The 15,335-nt window shown below is 59.2% G+C and carries 15 protein-coding genes; 11 read left to right on the top strand and 4 right to left on the bottom strand.

Annotated elements, in window-relative coordinates:
• Positions 1-65 precede the first annotated feature (65 nt).
• From CLU80_RS00425 to CLU80_RS00415, 3 genes are all read left to right on the top strand, one after another.
• A complete protein-coding gene (locus CLU80_RS00425) occupies positions 66-1,712 on the top strand; it encodes a phospholipase D-like domain-containing protein (RefSeq protein WP_099756443.1) in 1,647 nt (548 codons plus the stop codon).
• Positions 1,713-2,022: 310 nt separating this feature from the next.
• The gene (locus CLU80_RS00420) at positions 2,023-3,582 is read left to right on the top strand and encodes a TerC family protein (protein ID WP_099756442.1); all 1,560 of its coding nucleotides are present in this window, start codon (positions 2,023-2,025) and stop codon (positions 3,580-3,582) included.
• A gap of 295 nt (positions 3,583-3,877) precedes the next feature.
• Complete coding sequence (locus tag CLU80_RS00415) at positions 3,878-4,126, top strand: type II toxin-antitoxin system Phd/YefM family antitoxin (RefSeq protein ID WP_099756441.1); 249 nt, start codon at positions 3,878-3,880, stop codon at positions 4,124-4,126.
• 36 nt (positions 4,127-4,162) lie between these two features.
• Here CLU80_RS00415 and CLU80_RS00410 read toward each other — a convergent pair whose 3' ends face one another.
• Entirely contained in the window at positions 4,163-4,594 is a 432-nt protein-coding gene (locus tag CLU80_RS00410) for a thioredoxin family protein (RefSeq protein ID WP_099756440.1), read from the bottom strand.
• Between the two features lie 83 nt (positions 4,595-4,677).
• Positions 4,678-5,082, bottom strand: a complete 405-nt coding sequence (locus tag CLU80_RS00405; RefSeq protein ID WP_099756439.1) for a hypothetical protein — start codon at positions 5,080-5,082, stop codon at positions 4,678-4,680.
• A 424-nt stretch (positions 5,083-5,506) separates the two neighbouring features.
• Between CLU80_RS00405 and CLU80_RS00400 the strand changes: the two genes are divergently transcribed.
• The 8 genes from CLU80_RS00400 to kdgK all read left to right on the top strand — a co-directional run bounded on the left by CLU80_RS00400 (position 5,507) and on the right by kdgK (position 12,288).
• Entirely contained in the window at positions 5,507-6,355 is an 849-nt protein-coding gene (locus tag CLU80_RS00400) for a transporter substrate-binding protein (protein WP_099756438.1), read from the top strand.
• A gap of 51 nt (positions 6,356-6,406) precedes the next feature.
• Positions 6,407-7,069 (top strand): amino acid ABC transporter permease, encoded by a 663-nt coding sequence (locus tag CLU80_RS00395; RefSeq protein ID WP_099756437.1) that lies wholly within the window; start codon positions 6,407-6,409, stop codon positions 7,067-7,069.
• Between the two features lie 9 nt (positions 7,070-7,078).
• Positions 7,079-7,741, top strand: a complete 663-nt coding sequence (locus CLU80_RS00390; RefSeq protein WP_099756436.1) for an amino acid ABC transporter permease — start codon at positions 7,079-7,081, stop codon at positions 7,739-7,741.
• Positions 7,738-8,529 carry an amino acid ABC transporter ATP-binding protein gene (locus CLU80_RS00385; RefSeq protein ID WP_093430931.1) on the top strand — a complete coding sequence of 264 codons (792 nt, stop codon included), beginning with the start codon at positions 7,738-7,740 and terminating at the stop codon, positions 8,527-8,529. The genes CLU80_RS00390 and CLU80_RS00385 overlap by 4 nt, the downstream gene beginning before the upstream one ends.
• Positions 8,530-8,559: 30 nt before the next feature.
• The gene (locus CLU80_RS00380; protein ID WP_007912330.1) at positions 8,560-8,949 is read left to right on the top strand and encodes a RidA family protein; all 390 of its coding nucleotides are present in this window, start codon (positions 8,560-8,562) and stop codon (positions 8,947-8,949) included.
• A 250-nt stretch (positions 8,950-9,199) separates the two neighbouring features.
• The gene (locus CLU80_RS00375; RefSeq protein ID WP_093430933.1) at positions 9,200-9,964 is read left to right on the top strand and encodes an IclR family transcriptional regulator; all 765 of its coding nucleotides are present in this window, start codon (positions 9,200-9,202) and stop codon (positions 9,962-9,964) included.
• A gap of 39 nt (positions 9,965-10,003) precedes the next feature.
• Positions 10,004-11,218 carry an amino acid deaminase gene (locus tag CLU80_RS00370; RefSeq protein ID WP_099756435.1) on the top strand — a complete coding sequence of 405 codons (1,215 nt, stop codon included), beginning with the start codon at positions 10,004-10,006 and terminating at the stop codon, positions 11,216-11,218.
• 131 nt (positions 11,219-11,349) lie between these two features.
• Complete coding sequence (gene kdgK, locus CLU80_RS00365) at positions 11,350-12,288, top strand: 2-dehydro-3-deoxygluconokinase (RefSeq protein ID WP_099756434.1); 939 nt, start codon at positions 11,350-11,352, stop codon at positions 12,286-12,288.
• A 107-nt stretch (positions 12,289-12,395) separates the two neighbouring features.
• On the opposite strand, the gene CLU80_RS00360 is transcribed toward kdgK, so the two are convergent.
• Together CLU80_RS00360 and CLU80_RS00355 are read right to left on the bottom strand one after the other, a co-directional pair.
• Positions 12,396-12,671, bottom strand: coding sequence for a peptidylprolyl isomerase (locus CLU80_RS00360; RefSeq protein WP_007912322.1), 276 nt, complete (start codon positions 12,669-12,671; stop codon positions 12,396-12,398).
• A gap of 51 nt (positions 12,672-12,722) precedes the next feature.
• On the bottom strand, positions 12,723-15,260 hold the full coding sequence (locus tag CLU80_RS00355) for a PAS domain-containing hybrid sensor histidine kinase/response regulator (RefSeq protein ID WP_099756433.1): 2,538 nt from the start codon (positions 15,258-15,260) through the stop codon (positions 12,723-12,725).
• Positions 15,261-15,335: the final 75 nt, after the last annotated feature.

The raw sequence follows: 15,335 nt of genomic DNA, 5'->3' as shown, positions 1-15,335 counted from the left end.
CCGAACACTCAAAACCCGCATCACTGCTCTATGCTGCACCCAGCCCCAATCACAAGGAGTGAGCGATGCGCGTACTGGTCAAAAACCCTCAGGACGATTTCCGTGTAAAGGCCTACGCCGGCACCAACGGCGTGCTGCTGGCCATGGACCTCGCCGAGTCCCGGCGCCAAGGCCTGCTCGGGTTTGCCATCGAAAAGCAGCAGGGCGCCAAACCCTGGTTGTTCCTGTTCAACAGCCTGACCTTCCCGAATAAGGCTCACACCTTTCCCCAGTTCCACGCCACCCCAAGCGATAAAGCCCCGCTGCAGAAATTTCGCTGGGCCGATTACGCGGTCAATCCGGGCATGACCCTTCACTATCGCGTGCATCTGGCCTACGGCACTGCGGATGCCGTGCAGTTGGGTGAGTCGCTGGAACTGACGATCACCTCCGATGACGGTCACCCGAGCAATCAAAGCGTGATATTCAACCGTGCGGTCGCCGCCAGTCAGGCATTCCAGCGCAAGTTTCCCGATCTGGACGCGCAGATCAGCGCCAACAAAAACATGCCCATCGAAGCCTGGCCCGATGCCGCGCGACAGTGGCTGGAAAACGGTTTGCTCGGGCGCTTGCTGAGGTTTATCGAGCGTGCGGTCGATGGTCAGTGGGCGCTGGACATCGCGATTTACGAGTATCAGTTGCAGGCAATCGTCGATGCGGTCAACGCGGCGTTCACGCGAGGCGTACAGGTGCGGGTGCTGTATCACGCCCGGCCCGATGATGAAGACACCACGCTCAACGAAGCGAGCCTGGGGGCACTGCCTCCCGCGAGCAAACGCGGGCGAGTGACCCACAACATCTTTCACAACAAATTCATGGTCCTGAGCCGCGTCGATGCCAGCGGCACTCATCAGCCTGAAGCGGTTTTGTGTGGCAGCACCAATTTCACCGCCAACGGGGTTTATCGTCAGGCCAACGTGGTGCATGTGCTGGACGATGCATCGATTGCCGCCAGTTATCTGCAGACGTTCGAGCAGATCTGGGCGCAGCCGGATGATATCGGCGTTACCCGTGACTGGATTACTGAACACAACCCGATGAGTCCGCAGCAACCTGTGTTCGCCGGGTTCTCGCCGCGCACCGGCGGGGCCGATCTGCAGGCGTTCGTGCAGATCATCAGCGCGGCGAAAAAGGACGTGCTGTTCGTCACCGCGTTCTCGCTGCCGGACGCGATTCTTAACGCGTTACTCGGCCAGCCCCACGACGATGTTTTGCGTTATGGCCTGCAGAACACTGCCAGCCGAATCACCGGTTTTCACGCCGACCGCAGCGCCGAATTCGCCGCCACCGCATTGCTCAATACCGGGCTGGAAGGCTGGCTGCGCGAGAACATGAAAGGCCAGAAAGGCAATCTGCTGGTGCACACCAAAGCCGTGGTCACCGACTTCACCACGGACACACCAACGATCATCAGCGGCAGCCACAACCTCAGCGTTTCGGCGAGTAATGGCAACGATGAAAACTACCTGATCATTCGCGGCGACACCGATCTGGCGGATCGTTACGGGCTGGAGCTGCTGCGGTTTTATGAGCATTACCGCTTTCGTTATTTCGCCAAGAAGCTGGCGTTGAAGCAGGTGAGTCCGTTGGCGGTGGACGACCGTTGGACGAATGACTATTACATCGAAGGGGATTTGCGGCAGTTGTCCCGCCTACGCTTCGCTGGCCGCTGACATTGCCCCTGCGGCAGCTCCTACGGGGGAATCTGGAGCGCTGTTACAAATTTAGAAATGATTTGCCGCTGTAGGAAATGTTCCCAAAGCCTGTACGCTCCAAGGCCATTTTTCATTCAGGATTTGCATGAACACCCTCTCGGAGCCTCCCAGTCGCACCTTCCCCTCGCGCCATGGCGCGGTCTTGACGCACTCGCAGCATCCCGTTTTCCGACATCCGACTATCGTTGCTAACGCGGCCCCAGAGCCTTCGCGTTGCGCTTTGCCGTGTCCGGCAGCCTGAATTCATCGAGAGAGATAGAGACGTTTTATGGAATGGTTAGCGGATCCCACGGCCTGGTTAGGCTTGTTGACTTTGATCGTGCTGGAACTGGTGCTGGGTATCGACAACCTGGTGTTCATCGCAATTCTGGCAGACAAGCTGCCACCGCATCAGCGTGACCGCGCGCGGATTATTGGCCTGTCGCTGGCGCTGATCATGCGCCTTGGCCTGTTGGCGAGTATTTCCTGGCTGGTCACCCTCACGCAGCCATTGTTCGAGGTGTTCGACAAGAGTTTCTCTGGTCGCGACCTGATCATGTTGTTCGGTGGTGTGTTCCTGCTGTTCAAAGCGACGATGGAGTTGCATGAGCGATTGGAAGGCCACGTTGGCGAACGCTCGAGCAACACCGCCTATGCGCTGTTCTGGCCGATCGTTGCGCAAATTGTGGTGCTCGACGCGGTGTTCTCGCTGGATGCGGTGATCACGGCCGTCGGCATGGTCGATGAACTGGCGGTGATGATGATCGCGGTGATCATCTCGATTGGCTTGATGATTGTCGCCAGCAAACCGCTGACGCGCTTCGTCAACGCGCACCCGACGGTGATCATGCTGTGTCTGGGCTTCCTGATGATGATTGGTTTTGCCCTGACGGCTGAAGGTCTGGGCTTCCACATTCCGAAAGGTTATCTGTACGCCGCCATTGGCTTCTCGATTCTGATCGAGGTGTTCAACCAGATCGCCCGGGCTCGGCGCAAGCGTTCGATGCAGGGTTTGCGGCCGATCCGCGAGCGCACGGCTCACGCGGTCATGCGCTTGCTGGGTGGGCGTAAACTGGCGGCGGAAGAGGTCGGCGAGGAAATTGCCGACCTGCTCGACGACGGTGACGCGCCAAGCGCGGAACTGTTCGACCGTCGCGAACGGGTGATGATCAGCGGCGTGCTGCAACTCGCCGAACGCCCGATTCGCGGGCTGATGACCGTGCGCGCCGATGTCGACACGCTTGATCTGGCCGATGATCGTGAAGCGATTCGGGCTCGCTTGATGCACTCGTCCTACTCGCGTCTGCCGTTGATTCGTAACGGTGCGGTGGATGAGCCGTTGGGCTTCGTGCACAAGAAAGAATTGCTCAAGGAGTACCTGGCCGGCGCCGAGCCGAACCTGGAACACCTGGCGCGCAAGACCATCAATTTGCTCGACAGCTATTCGATCCTCAACGCGCTGGAGCAAATGCGCGCCGCCTCGACGCACATTGCTTTTGTGGTCAACGAGTTCGGTGATTTCGTTGGTGTATTGACCATGACCGACATCCTCGAATCGATTGCCGGTGAGTTGCCCGATGCCAGCGAAATCGAAGGCCCGGATGTGGTCGAGGAGCAGGGCGGGTTTATCGTCAGTGGTGCGTTGAACCTGTCGCGAGTGCGCCAACGCACCGGGTTTGGTGCGCAGCCGACCGAGGACTATCAGACGATGGCCGGGCTGGTCATGAGCCTGCTGGATCGATTGCCGGTCATTGGTGATCGTCTGGAACTGGATGGCTGGCACATGACGGTCAAAGCGGTGGAAGAGCGGCGGGTGACGCGGGTGCTTTTGGAGCGCACGCCGGCGTAATCCTTGAGTTCTCTACTAACTGTGCCGGCCTCTTCGCGAGCAAGCTCGCTCCCACCTTGGAGTGCGTTTCAAATGTTGGAGCGAGCCTGCTCGCGAATGCTTGGGTTCAGGCACCGCAGTATTCACTGATGAAAAGTGTAGCGATCCTTCCTGTTCCCACCCAGGTGCGAGAAACGTCTGACGGACAACGCAGAAACGTCGCTGGAAATCACGTGGTATCGTCAAATGGATCGAAGTTAAGAGCTTCGAGGGTGCTATTTTAGGTGCTACTAAAAGTACTTCAGGAAGCACCTTAATGGCACACATCGTTCTTTCCCACGTAGTAGCGAGTATTTCCGAGTTGAAAAAAAATCCGATGGGCACCGTAGCTGCTGGTGGTGGACGCTCTATAGCGATTCTCAACCGAAATGAACCAGCGTTTTATTGCGTACCAGCCAAAGAATACGAGGCGATGATGACGCGCCTTGATGATCTGGAGTTGATCGCGCTTTGCAAGGAGCGAGAAAACGACCCCACCATCAAGGTCTCACTAGATGACCTATGAGCTGGAATTTTCTGAAAAGGCACGGATTCACCCTGTTCAGCAGTGATACCGCAGGCGCGCACGGGCAACGGTGCACAAGGTACGAAGTGTCTGACGCAGCCAAGGCAGATCATGCGTTTGTTTGCGGACGGCAACGGGTGCTTTGGTCTTGCCGATATGCTCGGCGAAATCCCGTGCGAGGGTTTCTTCAGTGCCGATGCCTTTGAGTTTTTTCACCAGTCTACCGTTCTTGTAAAACAGCACGGTGGGCGTGCCGGTGACCAGCGGATGGCGCGGGGACTCGCTGGTATTGAGCATGTAGATATTGGCGCGATATCGGTATGGCTCGGCCGTCTGGCGAAAAATCGGTCCGGCCCATTCGCAGGCGGGGCAGTGTTCGTTGGCGAAATACAGAATCACCGGGCGCCAGGTTTTCAGCGTTTTTCGATAGGTGGCCGGCAAGGCTGCGAAAGGGGTTGTCGAGTTCATTGCAAACTCCCTTTTCGGAATGCAGTGGTTCACGGAAAAAGCGAGCCGTCACGAGATGAAAGCTCGCTTTCAAGAGTATTGGCTCAGAGCAACTTGGATAGCGTTAAATCGCTGAAATAGGAGCCAAGTTCATCAACCGTACCGTCATTTGACTCTGCCTTCACCGTGAATTTGAGTGTCGCAAGAGGTGCTTCGAACTCTTTGAACTTGATCGTCCAGTTCTGACCTCCAGAGACGTCAAGTTCAACCGGGTTGCCTGTCGGAAGTGGTTGCACAGTGACGCGGCCAGCATAGCCAGGCAGTGTTTTCATTCTTGCCGAGATCATGAATTTACCGCCGCCCTCGCTACCCAGGAGAACGTCCTGACTAATGGAGTCAGGAGTCGCGATTATGCAGTGACCATTCACATAACTGACGTTTTCTTTATTTGTTGCGGTCCAGTGGTCGCCTTGATTGGCGAAATCCCCGTTTTTTATCAGGTTGGCCATTTCAAAAGTCCTTATTGAGATTTTGAGTTCGATTCCTGACCCGTTCGGTCCAAACCAGTAGGCCTATCAATTCACCGGTCAACAACTGTCAACTCTGACAGGTCAAGCCGCAAATCCGATGAACGGTCACCCGTGCTCAGTCCATTTTTCAAGTCCGATTCATTGCTCTATGTGTGCATCAATGGGTCGCGCACATGCCCTTGAATGTGACGTTACTTCCCAATTGGTTGCCCTCAGTAGCGACGGTCAAACTTCTACTGGCAATAGTCGCGTGTAGATACGCGGGCTAACTTGTTGAACCGATTAATGTTTCCGAGGACCTGGGTTTTATTGCCAAAGCTATGGCACACTTTCTGCTGTCTATTCCGTAGTAACAAACCGTGTTCCGGTATAGCGGAATAAACACCATCCTGGAGTGCTTGCCATGCATCGCCGTCCTTCGTTGTTCAAAGCGTGTGTTTTTGTTCTTGCGGCTTCGTCCGCTGTCATGGGCCTGGCCCAGGCAGCCGACAGCAAGCTCGACAGTGTTCTGGCCCGTGGCAAGTTGATCGTGGGTACCGGTAGCACCAATGCGCCGTGGCACTTTCAGGGCGCGGACGGCAAGTTGCAGGGGTTTGATATCGACATCGCCAGGATGGTGGCCAAAGGTCTGTTCAACGACCCGAGCAAAGTCGAGTTCGTCGTGCAGTCGTCCGATGCGCGGATTCCCAATCTGCTCACCGACAAGGTCGACATGAGTTGCCAGTTCATCACCGTCACCGCCAGCCGTGCGCAGCAGGTGGCGTTCACCCTGCCGTACTACCGCGAAGGCGTCGGCCTGCTGCTGCCGAACAACAGCAAGTACAAGGAAATCGAAGACCTGCAAGCCGCTGGCGACAGCGTCACCGTGGCCGTGCTGCAAAACGTCTACGCCGAAGAGCTGGTGCATCAAGCATTGCCAAAAGCCAAGGTCGATCAGTACGACAGCGTCGACCTGATGTACCAGGCCGTGAACTCCGGCCGCGCCGATGCCGCCGCCACTGACCAGTCTTCGGTCAAATACCTGATGGTGCAGAACCCAGGTCGCTACCGCAGCCCGACCTATGCGTGGAGCCCCCAGACTTACGCGTGTGCAGTCAAACGCGGCGATCAGGATTGGCTGAACTTCGTTAACACCGCACTGCATGAAGCGATGACCGGCGTTGAATTCCCGACTTATGCGGCGTCGTTCAAACAATGGTTCGGCGTTGACCTGCCGTCGCCTGCGATCGGTTTCCCAGTCGAATTCAAATGATCCCGTGAGAGTGGGGCGATTAAAGTCGCCCCGCTCAAGGTACTGCTGACCATGAACTATCAGTTGAACTTTGCCGCCGTGTGGCGCGATTTCGACACCTTGCTGGCGGGGCTCGGTCTGGGCCTTGAACTGGCCTTGGTGTCGATCGCCATCGGCTGCGTGATCGGCCTGCTGATGGCGTTCGCCTTGCTCTCGAAGCATCGCGCCTTGCGCGTGCTGGCCTCGGTGTACGTCGCGGTGGTGCGTAACACGCCGATTCTGGTGTTGATTCTGTTGATCTACTTTGCGCTGCCAAGCCTGGGCATTCGTCTGGACAAGATTCCGTCGTTCATCATCACGCTGTCGTTGTATGCCGGGGCGTACCTGACCGAAGTGTTCCGTGGCGGTTTGCTGAGTATCCCCAAAGGCCAGCGCGAGGCCGGACTGGCCATTGGTCTCGGCGAGTGGCAGGTCAAGGCCTACGTCACCGTGCCGGTGATGTTGCGCAACGTCTTGCCGGCGCTGTCGAACAACTTCATTTCGCTGTTCAAGGACACCTCACTGGCCGCCGCAATTGCGGTGCCGGAGCTGACCTATTACGCGCGCAAGATCAACGTCGAAAGCTACCGGGTAATCGAAACCTGGCTGGTGACCACGGCGTTGTATGTCGCGGCCTGTTACCTCATTGCCATGCTGCTGCGATACCTGGAGCAGCGTCTGGCGATCCGCCGATAGGAGGCTGCGATGTACGAATCTCCCAGTTGGTTACATGAATTGTGGCTCGCGCGTGAGCCGTTGTGGCAGGGTTTTCTGACCAGCGTGCAAGTGTCGGCGCTGGCGATTCTGCTCGGCACGATGCTCGGCGTGATCACCGGTCTGGTGCTGACCTACGGCAAATTCTGGATGCGCGCGCCGTTTCGGTTTTACGTCGACCTGATTCGTGGCACACCGGTGTTTGTGCTGGTGCTGGCCTGCTTCTACATGGCGCCGGCACTCGGTTGGCAGATCAGCGCATTTCAGGCCGGGGCCTTGGGCCTGACGCTGTTTTGCGGTTCCCACGTCGCCGAGATTGTTCGCGGTGCATTGCAAGCCTTGCCGCGCGGGCAGATGGAAGCGAGCAAGGCCATCGGCCTGACGTTCTACCAATCGCTCGTCTACGTGCTATTGCCTCAGGCGCTGCGGCAGATCCTGCCGACCTGGGTCAACTCGTCCACGGAAATCGTCAAGGCGTCGACCTTGCTCTCGGTGATCGGCGTCGCCGAATTGCTCCTCAGCACGCAACAGATCATCGCCCGGAACTTCATGACCCTGGAGTTCTACCTGTTCGCCGGTTTTCTGTTCTTCGTCATCAACTACGGCATCGAATTACTCGGCCGGCACATTGAAAAGCGGGTGGCCCTGCCATGACTCAAGCTCAAGTTTCCCCTCAGAATCAGGCGTTGCTGGATATCCGTGGCCTGCACAAACAGTACGGCGCAGTCGAAGTGCTCAAAGGTGTCGATCTGAGCATGCAGCGCGGCAACGTGGTCACGCTGATCGGCTCCAGCGGCTCGGGTAAAACCACGCTGCTGCGTTGCGTGAACATGCTCGAAGAATTCCAGGGCGGGCAGATCCTGCTCGACGGTGAATCCATCGGCTATGACGAGGTCAACGGCAAGCGTGTGCGGCATGCGGAAAAACTCATCGCCCGCCATCGTGCGATGACCGGCATGGCGTTCCAGCAATTCAACCTGTTCCCGCATCTGACCGCATTGCAGAACGTCACCCTGGGCCTGCTCAAGGTGAAGAAAATGCATAAGGATGAAGCTGTGGCGCTCGCCGAAAAATGGCTGGAGCGCGTCGGCCTGCTGGAGCGACGCAATCACTTTCCCGGTCAGTTGTCCGGCGGCCAGCAACAACGCGTGGCGATTGCACGGGCGATTGCGATGAACCCGAGCCTGATGCTCTTCGATGAGGTCACGTCGGCACTCGACCCGGAGCTGGTCGGCGAAGTGCTCAACGTGATCAAGGGCCTGGCCGAAGACGGCATGACCATGTTGCTGGTGACCCACGAGATGCGTTTCGCCTTCGAGGTCTCGGACAAGATCGTTTTCATGAATCAGGGGCGGATCGAAGAGCAGGGGCCTCCCAAGGAGCTGTTCGAGCGCCCGCAATCGCCGCGTCTGGCTGAGTTTCTGAAAAATACGCGGTTTTAATCTTACGTTTTCACATCAGGAGAAACACCCATGAGCATTACGCGTTACGGCACCGGCAGCACCGCCGCTGGCGGCCAGCCACGTCCCTTCGCTCGCGCCGTTGAAGCGGATGGCTGGCTGCATGTGTCCGGCCAGGTACCGGCGGTGGATGGCGAGATTATTGTCGGCGGTATTGTCGAGCAGACCCATCAGACCATGAAAAACCTGATCGCGATTCTCGAAGAGGCCGGGTATGGCCTCGAAGACGTGGTGCGTGCCGGCGTGTGGCTGGATGATCCGCGGGATTTCAGCAGTTTCAACAAGGTTTTTGGCGAGTACTTCAAGCCTGAGCACGCACCGGCGCGGGCCTGTGTGCAGGCGAGCATGATGGTGGATTGCAAGGTCGAGATCGATTGCATCGCCTACAAGAAGAAGGCTTGAAAATTGCTGCGTTGCTTAGGCCGCAGCCCCTCACCCTCACCCTAACCCTCTCCCAAGGGAGAGGGGACTGATCTGTATCGATGTGGATTTTGCGTATGACGCTTACATTTACATCGATACGGTCAGGCTCTTTCTCTCTGGGAGAGGGCGGGGGGTGAGGGGCGGGGGGCGGGGGGCGAGGGCAGCAATCCAACTGACACAACACCAAGGGCCAGTTACCATCCGGCGACTTTGAATGGGAACCACTGAAATGACCGAAGACACCATCAAACGCCGGGCTCGCGGTCTGGACCGGGCGTTCGATATTCTCGATTTCCTCAAGGAGATCGGCCAGCCGCTGCGCCCCAACGACATCGCCAACGGCATCGGCAGCCCGAAATCCACGGTCTACGAACTGGTTGCATCGTTGCTGGAACGACGGATTCTGGAACCGGTGGGCAAGGACGGTCATGTCTACCTGGGTCGGCAGCTGTACTTCCTCGGTCAGGCGCATTTGCGTCATTTCGACCTCAGCCGCGAGGCCGATCATGCCTTGCAGGAGATCGTCAGCCAGACCCGTGAAACCGCGCAGATGTGCCTGCTCAACGGGCGTAAATACACCGTGGCACTGATGAAGGAGGGCGAGCGGCATTTCCGCATTTCCTCCGACATCGGTGAAAACGCCCCCATCCCGTGGACCGCTTCCGGGCGCCTGCTGCTTGCGCATTTAAGCGATCAACAGATCATCGACCTGATCGACGAAAACGACTTCATCCTGCCCGACGGCGAGCGCCTGCCGCTGGAGCGTTTTCTGGCGGAAATCCGTCAGGCCGGCATCGATGGTTTCTTCTCCTTCGACAGTGTTGCCGACACCTTTACCCATTGCTTCGCCGCGCCGGTCAAAGACGCACAAGGCGTGGCCATTTGCACCTTGTGCATCGTCGCGCCACGGGCCGATGCGAAAAACAATTACAACGACTATCGCCGGGTGCTGATCGAGAGCGCCAACAGCCTCGCCCGGCGCATCAACGAATAACGGCGGCTGGCTGCAGCCGCGAATGTGAGGAGTTCGACCATGACCACTGCCATCAATACTGCTGGAGAAAAGGGCGACGCTGCCATCGGCGCGCACCTGGTACGTGACGTCAGCCTGCCGGCGCTGGTGCTGCATCGCGCAGCGCTGGAGCACAACATCCACTGGATGCAGAAATTCGTCAGCGACAGCGGCGCGGAACTGGCGCCCCACGGCAAAACCAGCATGACCCCGGCACTGTTCAAGCGTCAGCTCGACGCCGGCGCGTGGGGCATCACCCTCGCCAGCGCGACCCAGACCCGGGCGGCTTATGCCCATGGCGTGCGTCGGGTGCTGATGGCCAACCAATTGGTCGGCACGCCGAACATGGCATTGATCGCCGATTTGCTTGCCGATCCGTCGTTCGATTTCTATTGCATGGTCGATCACCCGGACAACGTCGCTGATCTCGGCGCGTACTTCGCCTCGCGCGGGGTGAGGCTCAACGTGATGATCGAGTACGGCGTGGTCGGCGGGCGTTGCGGTTGCCGCAGCGAGCAGGAAGTCATTGAGCTGGCCAAGGCGATCAGCGCGCAACCGGCGCTGGTCCTGACCGGCATCGAAGGTTACGAAGGGGTGATCCACGGCGATCACGCCGTCAGCGGCATTCGTGAATTTGCCGCGTCGCTGGTGCGCCTTGCGGTGCAGTTGCAGGACAGCGGCGCATTCGCCATCGGCAAGCCGATCATCACCGCCTCGGGTTCGGCCTGGTATGACCTGATTGCCGAGTCGTTTGAAGCGCAAAACGCCGCTGGGCGTTTCCTCAGCGTGTTGCGCCCGGGCAGCTACGTGGCCCACGACCATGGCATCTACAAAGAGGCGCAGTGCTGCGTGCTCGACCGCCGTAGTGACCTGCACGAAGGTTTACGCCCGGCGCTGGAAGTCTGGGCCCACGTGCAGTCGCTGCCCGAGCCGGGTTTTGCGGTGATCGCACTGGGCAAGCGTGATGTTGCGTTCGATGCCGGTTTGCCGGTGCCGTTGCTGCGTTACAAGGCGGGTGTGGTGCCGGCGCTGGGCGAGGATATCGGTGCGTGCAAGGTCACGGCGGTGATGGACCAGCACGCGTTCATGACGCTGGCGCCGGGCGTTGAGTTGCGCGTGGGCGACATCATTTCCTTTGGTACGTCGCACCCGTGCCTGACGTTCGACAAGTGGCGTGTGGGGTTGTTGGTGGATGAGCAGTTGTCGGTGATCGAGAGCATGGAGACTTGTTTCTAAAGCTTGAGACCGAGTCGCGGCCATTCGCGAGCAAGCTCGCTCCCACAGGGGAATGCATTCCAAGTGTGGGAGCGAGCCTGCTCGCGAAGGCGCCAGTCCAGACACCACCGATCAACCAGAGACAGCACAAGATGAACACCCTCAGCCCCTTGGGCCCGAACATTCCACGCATCGCCCTGATCGGCGAATGCATGATCGAACTGCAGCAACGCGCCGACGGTAGCCTGCAACAAAGCTTCGGCGGCGACACCCTGAACACCGCGGTGTATCTGTCCCGCGCCATGGGCGACAAGGCGCAGGTCGATTACGTCACCGCACTGGGTGACGACAGCTTCAGCGACGCCATGTGCCAGATCTGGTCCGATGAAGGCATTGGCCTGGATCTGGTGCAGCGTCTGCCGGGGCGTTTACCGGGCCTGTATTGCATCCAGACCGATGCCAGCGGTGAGCGGCGTTTTCTCTACTGGCGCAACGAAGCGGCAGTTCGCGACTGTTTCACCACCCCGGCCGCCGAGCCGATTCTGGCGGCGTTGCCGGATTACGATGTGCTGTATTTCAGCGGCATTACCCTGGCTGTGCTCGGTGCGTTGGGCCGGGAAAAACTTATCCAGACTTTGATCGAAGCGCGGCAGCGGGATGCGCGCATCGTCTTCGATAACAATTACCGGCCACGCTTGTGGGCCTCGGTCGAAGACGCGCGGGCGGCTTATCGCAACGTGTTGCCGTACGTTGATCTGGCGTTGCTGACGGTGGATGACGAACAGGCGCTGTTCGGTTTCGCCGATTGCGAAGCGGTGTTTGCTGCTTACGCGCAGTTCGGCACGCTGGAAGTGGTGCTCAAGCGTGGCGCCGAAGCCTGTTTGATTCAGTGTGATGGTGAAGCGTTCGAAGTGCCGGCGCAGAAGGTCGAGAAAGTGGTGGATACCACGGCGGCGGGGGATTCGTTCAGTGCGGCGTATCTGGCCAGTCGATTGCTGGGCGGAAGTCCGGCGGAGGCTGCCGAGGCCGGGCATCTGCTGGCCAGCAAGGTGATTCAGGTGCCGGGGGCATTGATTCCGAAACAGGCTTGAATGGCCGCTTGCTGCGCAATCGGTTCGCGAGCAGGCTCGCTCCCACAGGGGAATGCATTCCAAATGTGGGAGCGAGCCTGCTCGCGAAGAGGCCCTGGAGCCAAGCACTAATCGCGGTAAAACACCTGCACCAGGTGATACCCGAACTTGCTCTTGATCGGCCCATGCACGGTGCGCAGCGGCTTTTTGAAAATCACCGCATCAATCGCCCCGACCATCTGCCCCGGCCGCACTTCACCCAGATCACCGCCGCGCTTGCCGGACGGGCAGGTCGAGAATTTCTTCGCCAGCACATCGAACGCTTCACCCTTGGCGATGCGTTGTTTGAGCTGTTCGGCCTCTTCGGCGGTTTTCACCAGAATGTGGCGGGCTTGGGCTTTCATCGTGCGATACCTGATAACGGGGTGACGGCGGGGCGCGGATTATGCCTCAAGTCACAGGGTTTGGCTGATCATCGTGCGGATCTTGCTGGCCAGCAGCTCAATGGCAAAGGGTTTGGCAACCATGTCCATGCCATCCTCAAGAAATCCCTGACGCTCGGCGGCTTTCTGCGCATAACCGGTCATGAACAACACTTTGAGGCCCGGCCGATGCTGGCGGGCGATCTCCGCCAGTTGCCTGCCGTTCATGCCCGGCAGGCCGACGTCGGTGACCAGCAGATCGACGCGTAGATCGGACTCCAGCAGGGGCAGGGCGGTCTTGGCATCTTCCGCTTCGTGGGCCTGATAACCCAACTCCCGGAGCAGATCGAGCACCAGCATGCGCACCGCCGGGTCGTCCTCAACCACCATCACGGTTTCACCGGTCGCCGTCGCCGACGGTTGTTCAACGGCGACGATGGCCGGCCGTTCCGGTTCGACGCCATACAAGCGCGGCAGGTACAAGCGCACGCAAGTACCCTGGCCCGGCAGGCTGTCGAGGCTGACATGACCACCCGACTGCTGGGCAAACCCATAAATCATCGACAGCCCCAGCCCGGTGCCCTGGCCGATGGGCTTGGTGGTGAAGAATGGATCGAAGGCCTTGGAACGCACCGAGGGCGTCATGCCGGTGCCGTTGTCGCTGACCGCCAGCATCAGGTAATCGCCGGCCTTGACCGGTTCGAGCGTGGTGATGTCGCTGCCGTCGAGGTAGACGTTGGCCGTTTCGATCACCAGTTCACCGCCCTCGGGCATCGCATCACGGGCATTGATGACCAGGTTGAGCAGGGCGTTTTCCAGTTGGCTGACGTCGGTGCTGACCGGCCACACGTTCTCGGCCAGACGCAGGGTCAGTTCGATCGGATCGCCCTTGGTACGGCGGATCAGGTCTTCCAGCGAATGCACCAGTTCATTGGCGTCGAGGGTTTTGCGATCCAGCGACTGGCGCCGCGAGAACGCCAGCAATCGATGGGTCAGCGCTGCCGCACGGTTGGCCGATGACACGGCGGCTTCGGTAAAACGGCCAATTTCGTCAGCCCGGCCGTTGGCGATGTAGCGCTGCATCAAATCGAGGCTGCCGATAATGCCGGTGAGCATGTTGTTGAAGTCGTGGGCGATACCGCCGGTGAGCTGGCCGACAGCCTCCATCTTCTGCGCGTGGCGCAAGGCATCTTCGGCGCGCTCGCGTTCGAACATCTCGTTCTGCAAACGCTGGTTGGCCTGGGCCAACTGTTCGGTGCGGGCGCTGACCCGTTCTTCCAGGGTTTCGTTGAGATTGCGCAAGGCTTCTTCGGTTTTCTTGCGCTCGGTCTCATCGATCACAAAGATATAGAAACCACTGATCGCGCCGTCGGCGGCGTAACGCGGCAGGTAATTCATCAGCGCGTGGCGATTGCTGCCATCGCGGTGCGGGGTATACAGGCTGAATGAGCACGGTCTGCCGGCCAGCGCCTCGGCAATGTAGGGCAGGCGCAGGAAATACGCTTCTTCACCGATAACTTCGCGAATCGTGCGCCCGTAGAGTTCCTGTGGCGTGAGGCCGTACCAATCCAGATAGGCCGCGTTGTTGAGGCGAAAGCGCTCTTCACAGTCGACATAACTGATCAGGATCGGCATGGCGTTGATGATCAGTTGCAGTTCGGTCTGGCTCTGGCGCAACGCCTGTTCCGTGTGTTTGCGCTCGGTCAGGTCCAGCGCCGCGCCGAGAAAACGCATGGGCCGGCCATGATGATCCTTGTAGCAGCGCCCGCGGGCGAATACCCAGCGCACCTCGCCATCGCCTTGCTGCAAGCGATACTCCTCAGCGTATTCGGTGCCGTGGGTGATGCAGTGCTTGATGCTGCGCGCAATCATGGCGCGGTCTTCCGGGTGCACGCCTTGCAAGTAATCGCTGATCGGCAACCGACCGGCGAGGCTGGGGTCGACGCCATGCAATTGGGCGAAATGCGCATCGGCGATAAAGCGGTCTTCGCCGATGTCCCAATCCCAGGTGCCGACAGCATCGGTCGCAGCCAGGGCCAGTTGCAGGCGCTCCTCGGTTTCCCGTTGGGCTTTGAGGCTTTCTTCCGAGCGTCGCTGCAGTTCCAGAGCGATGCGGCGGCGTTCGTTGGTTTCGATCGCGGTGACGAGGATTCCGGCGACTTGCGCGGTCTCATCACGAATCGGGCTATAGGTCAGATCCAGCCAGAAGTCGGATTCTCTGCCGTCTCGTTGCAGGGTGAAGCGTCTTTCGCTGTAGGTGCGAACCTGGCCCTGTAGGACGGCGCTGTAAATAGGGTCGGTAAAGTCGCGAAGTTCCGGCCAGATCTGGTGCGCAGGCTGTCCGAAAGCGTGCGGATGCTTGTGGCCGGCAAGCAGGGCGAAACCGTTGTTGTAGATCTGCGTGAGCTGCGGCCCCCACAACAACAGCATCGGCATCGGCGAGTGAATCACGATGTCCACCGCGGTGCGCAGGCTCTGCGGCCAGTTGCCGGCAGCGCCCAGGGGGCTGCGGCTCCAGTCGGTACGGGCGATCAGTGCCTGTGCGTCGTCGGTGTTCGGTACAGCATTCATTACATCAATCCTGAGCGTGGTTCGTTGAGGCGACGTCTATCATTGTTGCAGTTGATCTGCGCCAGGCGCAGGCCG

The sequence above is a fragment of the Pseudomonas sp. 29 genome (assembly GCF_002754355.1).
Taxonomy (GTDB): Bacteria; Pseudomonadota; Gammaproteobacteria; order Pseudomonadales; family Pseudomonadaceae; genus Aquipseudomonas; species Aquipseudomonas neuropathica.
This window is presented reverse-complemented; position numbering and strand designations above follow the sequence as displayed.

Coding starts and splice junctions, on each gene's coding strand:
- CLU80_RS00375 (WP_093430933.1), top strand. CDS start 9,200: ATGACCGAAGACACCATCAAACGCCGGGCTCGCGGTCTGGACCGGGCG.
- CLU80_RS00395 (WP_099756437.1), top strand. CDS start 6,407: ATGAACTATCAGTTGAACTTTGCCGCCGTGTGGCGCGATTTCGACACC.
- CLU80_RS00425 (WP_099756443.1), top strand. CDS start 66: ATGCGCGTACTGGTCAAAAACCCTCAGGACGATTTCCGTGTAAAGGCC.
- CLU80_RS00410 (WP_099756440.1), bottom strand. CDS start 4,594: ATGAACTCGACAACCCCTTTCGCAGCCTTGCCGGCCACCTATCGAAAA.
- CLU80_RS00415 (WP_099756441.1), top strand. CDS start 3,878: ATGGCACACATCGTTCTTTCCCACGTAGTAGCGAGTATTTCCGAGTTG.
- CLU80_RS00400 (WP_099756438.1), top strand. CDS start 5,507: ATGCATCGCCGTCCTTCGTTGTTCAAAGCGTGTGTTTTTGTTCTTGCG.
- CLU80_RS00390 (WP_099756436.1), top strand. CDS start 7,079: ATGTACGAATCTCCCAGTTGGTTACATGAATTGTGGCTCGCGCGTGAG.
- CLU80_RS00380 (WP_007912330.1), top strand. CDS start 8,560: ATGAGCATTACGCGTTACGGCACCGGCAGCACCGCCGCTGGCGGCCAG.
- CLU80_RS00385 (WP_093430931.1), top strand. CDS start 7,738: ATGACTCAAGCTCAAGTTTCCCCTCAGAATCAGGCGTTGCTGGATATC.
- kdgK (WP_099756434.1), top strand. CDS start 11,350: ATGAACACCCTCAGCCCCTTGGGCCCGAACATTCCACGCATCGCCCTG.
- CLU80_RS00420 (WP_099756442.1), top strand. CDS start 2,023: ATGGAATGGTTAGCGGATCCCACGGCCTGGTTAGGCTTGTTGACTTTG.
- CLU80_RS00360 (WP_007912322.1), bottom strand. CDS start 12,671: ATGAAAGCCCAAGCCCGCCACATTCTGGTGAAAACCGCCGAAGAGGCC.
- CLU80_RS00405 (WP_099756439.1), bottom strand. CDS start 5,082: ATGGCCAACCTGATAAAAAACGGGGATTTCGCCAATCAAGGCGACCAC.
- CLU80_RS00355 (WP_099756433.1), bottom strand. CDS start 15,260: ATGAATGCTGTACCGAACACCGACGACGCACAGGCACTGATCGCCCGT.
- CLU80_RS00370 (WP_099756435.1), top strand. CDS start 10,004: ATGACCACTGCCATCAATACTGCTGGAGAAAAGGGCGACGCTGCCATC.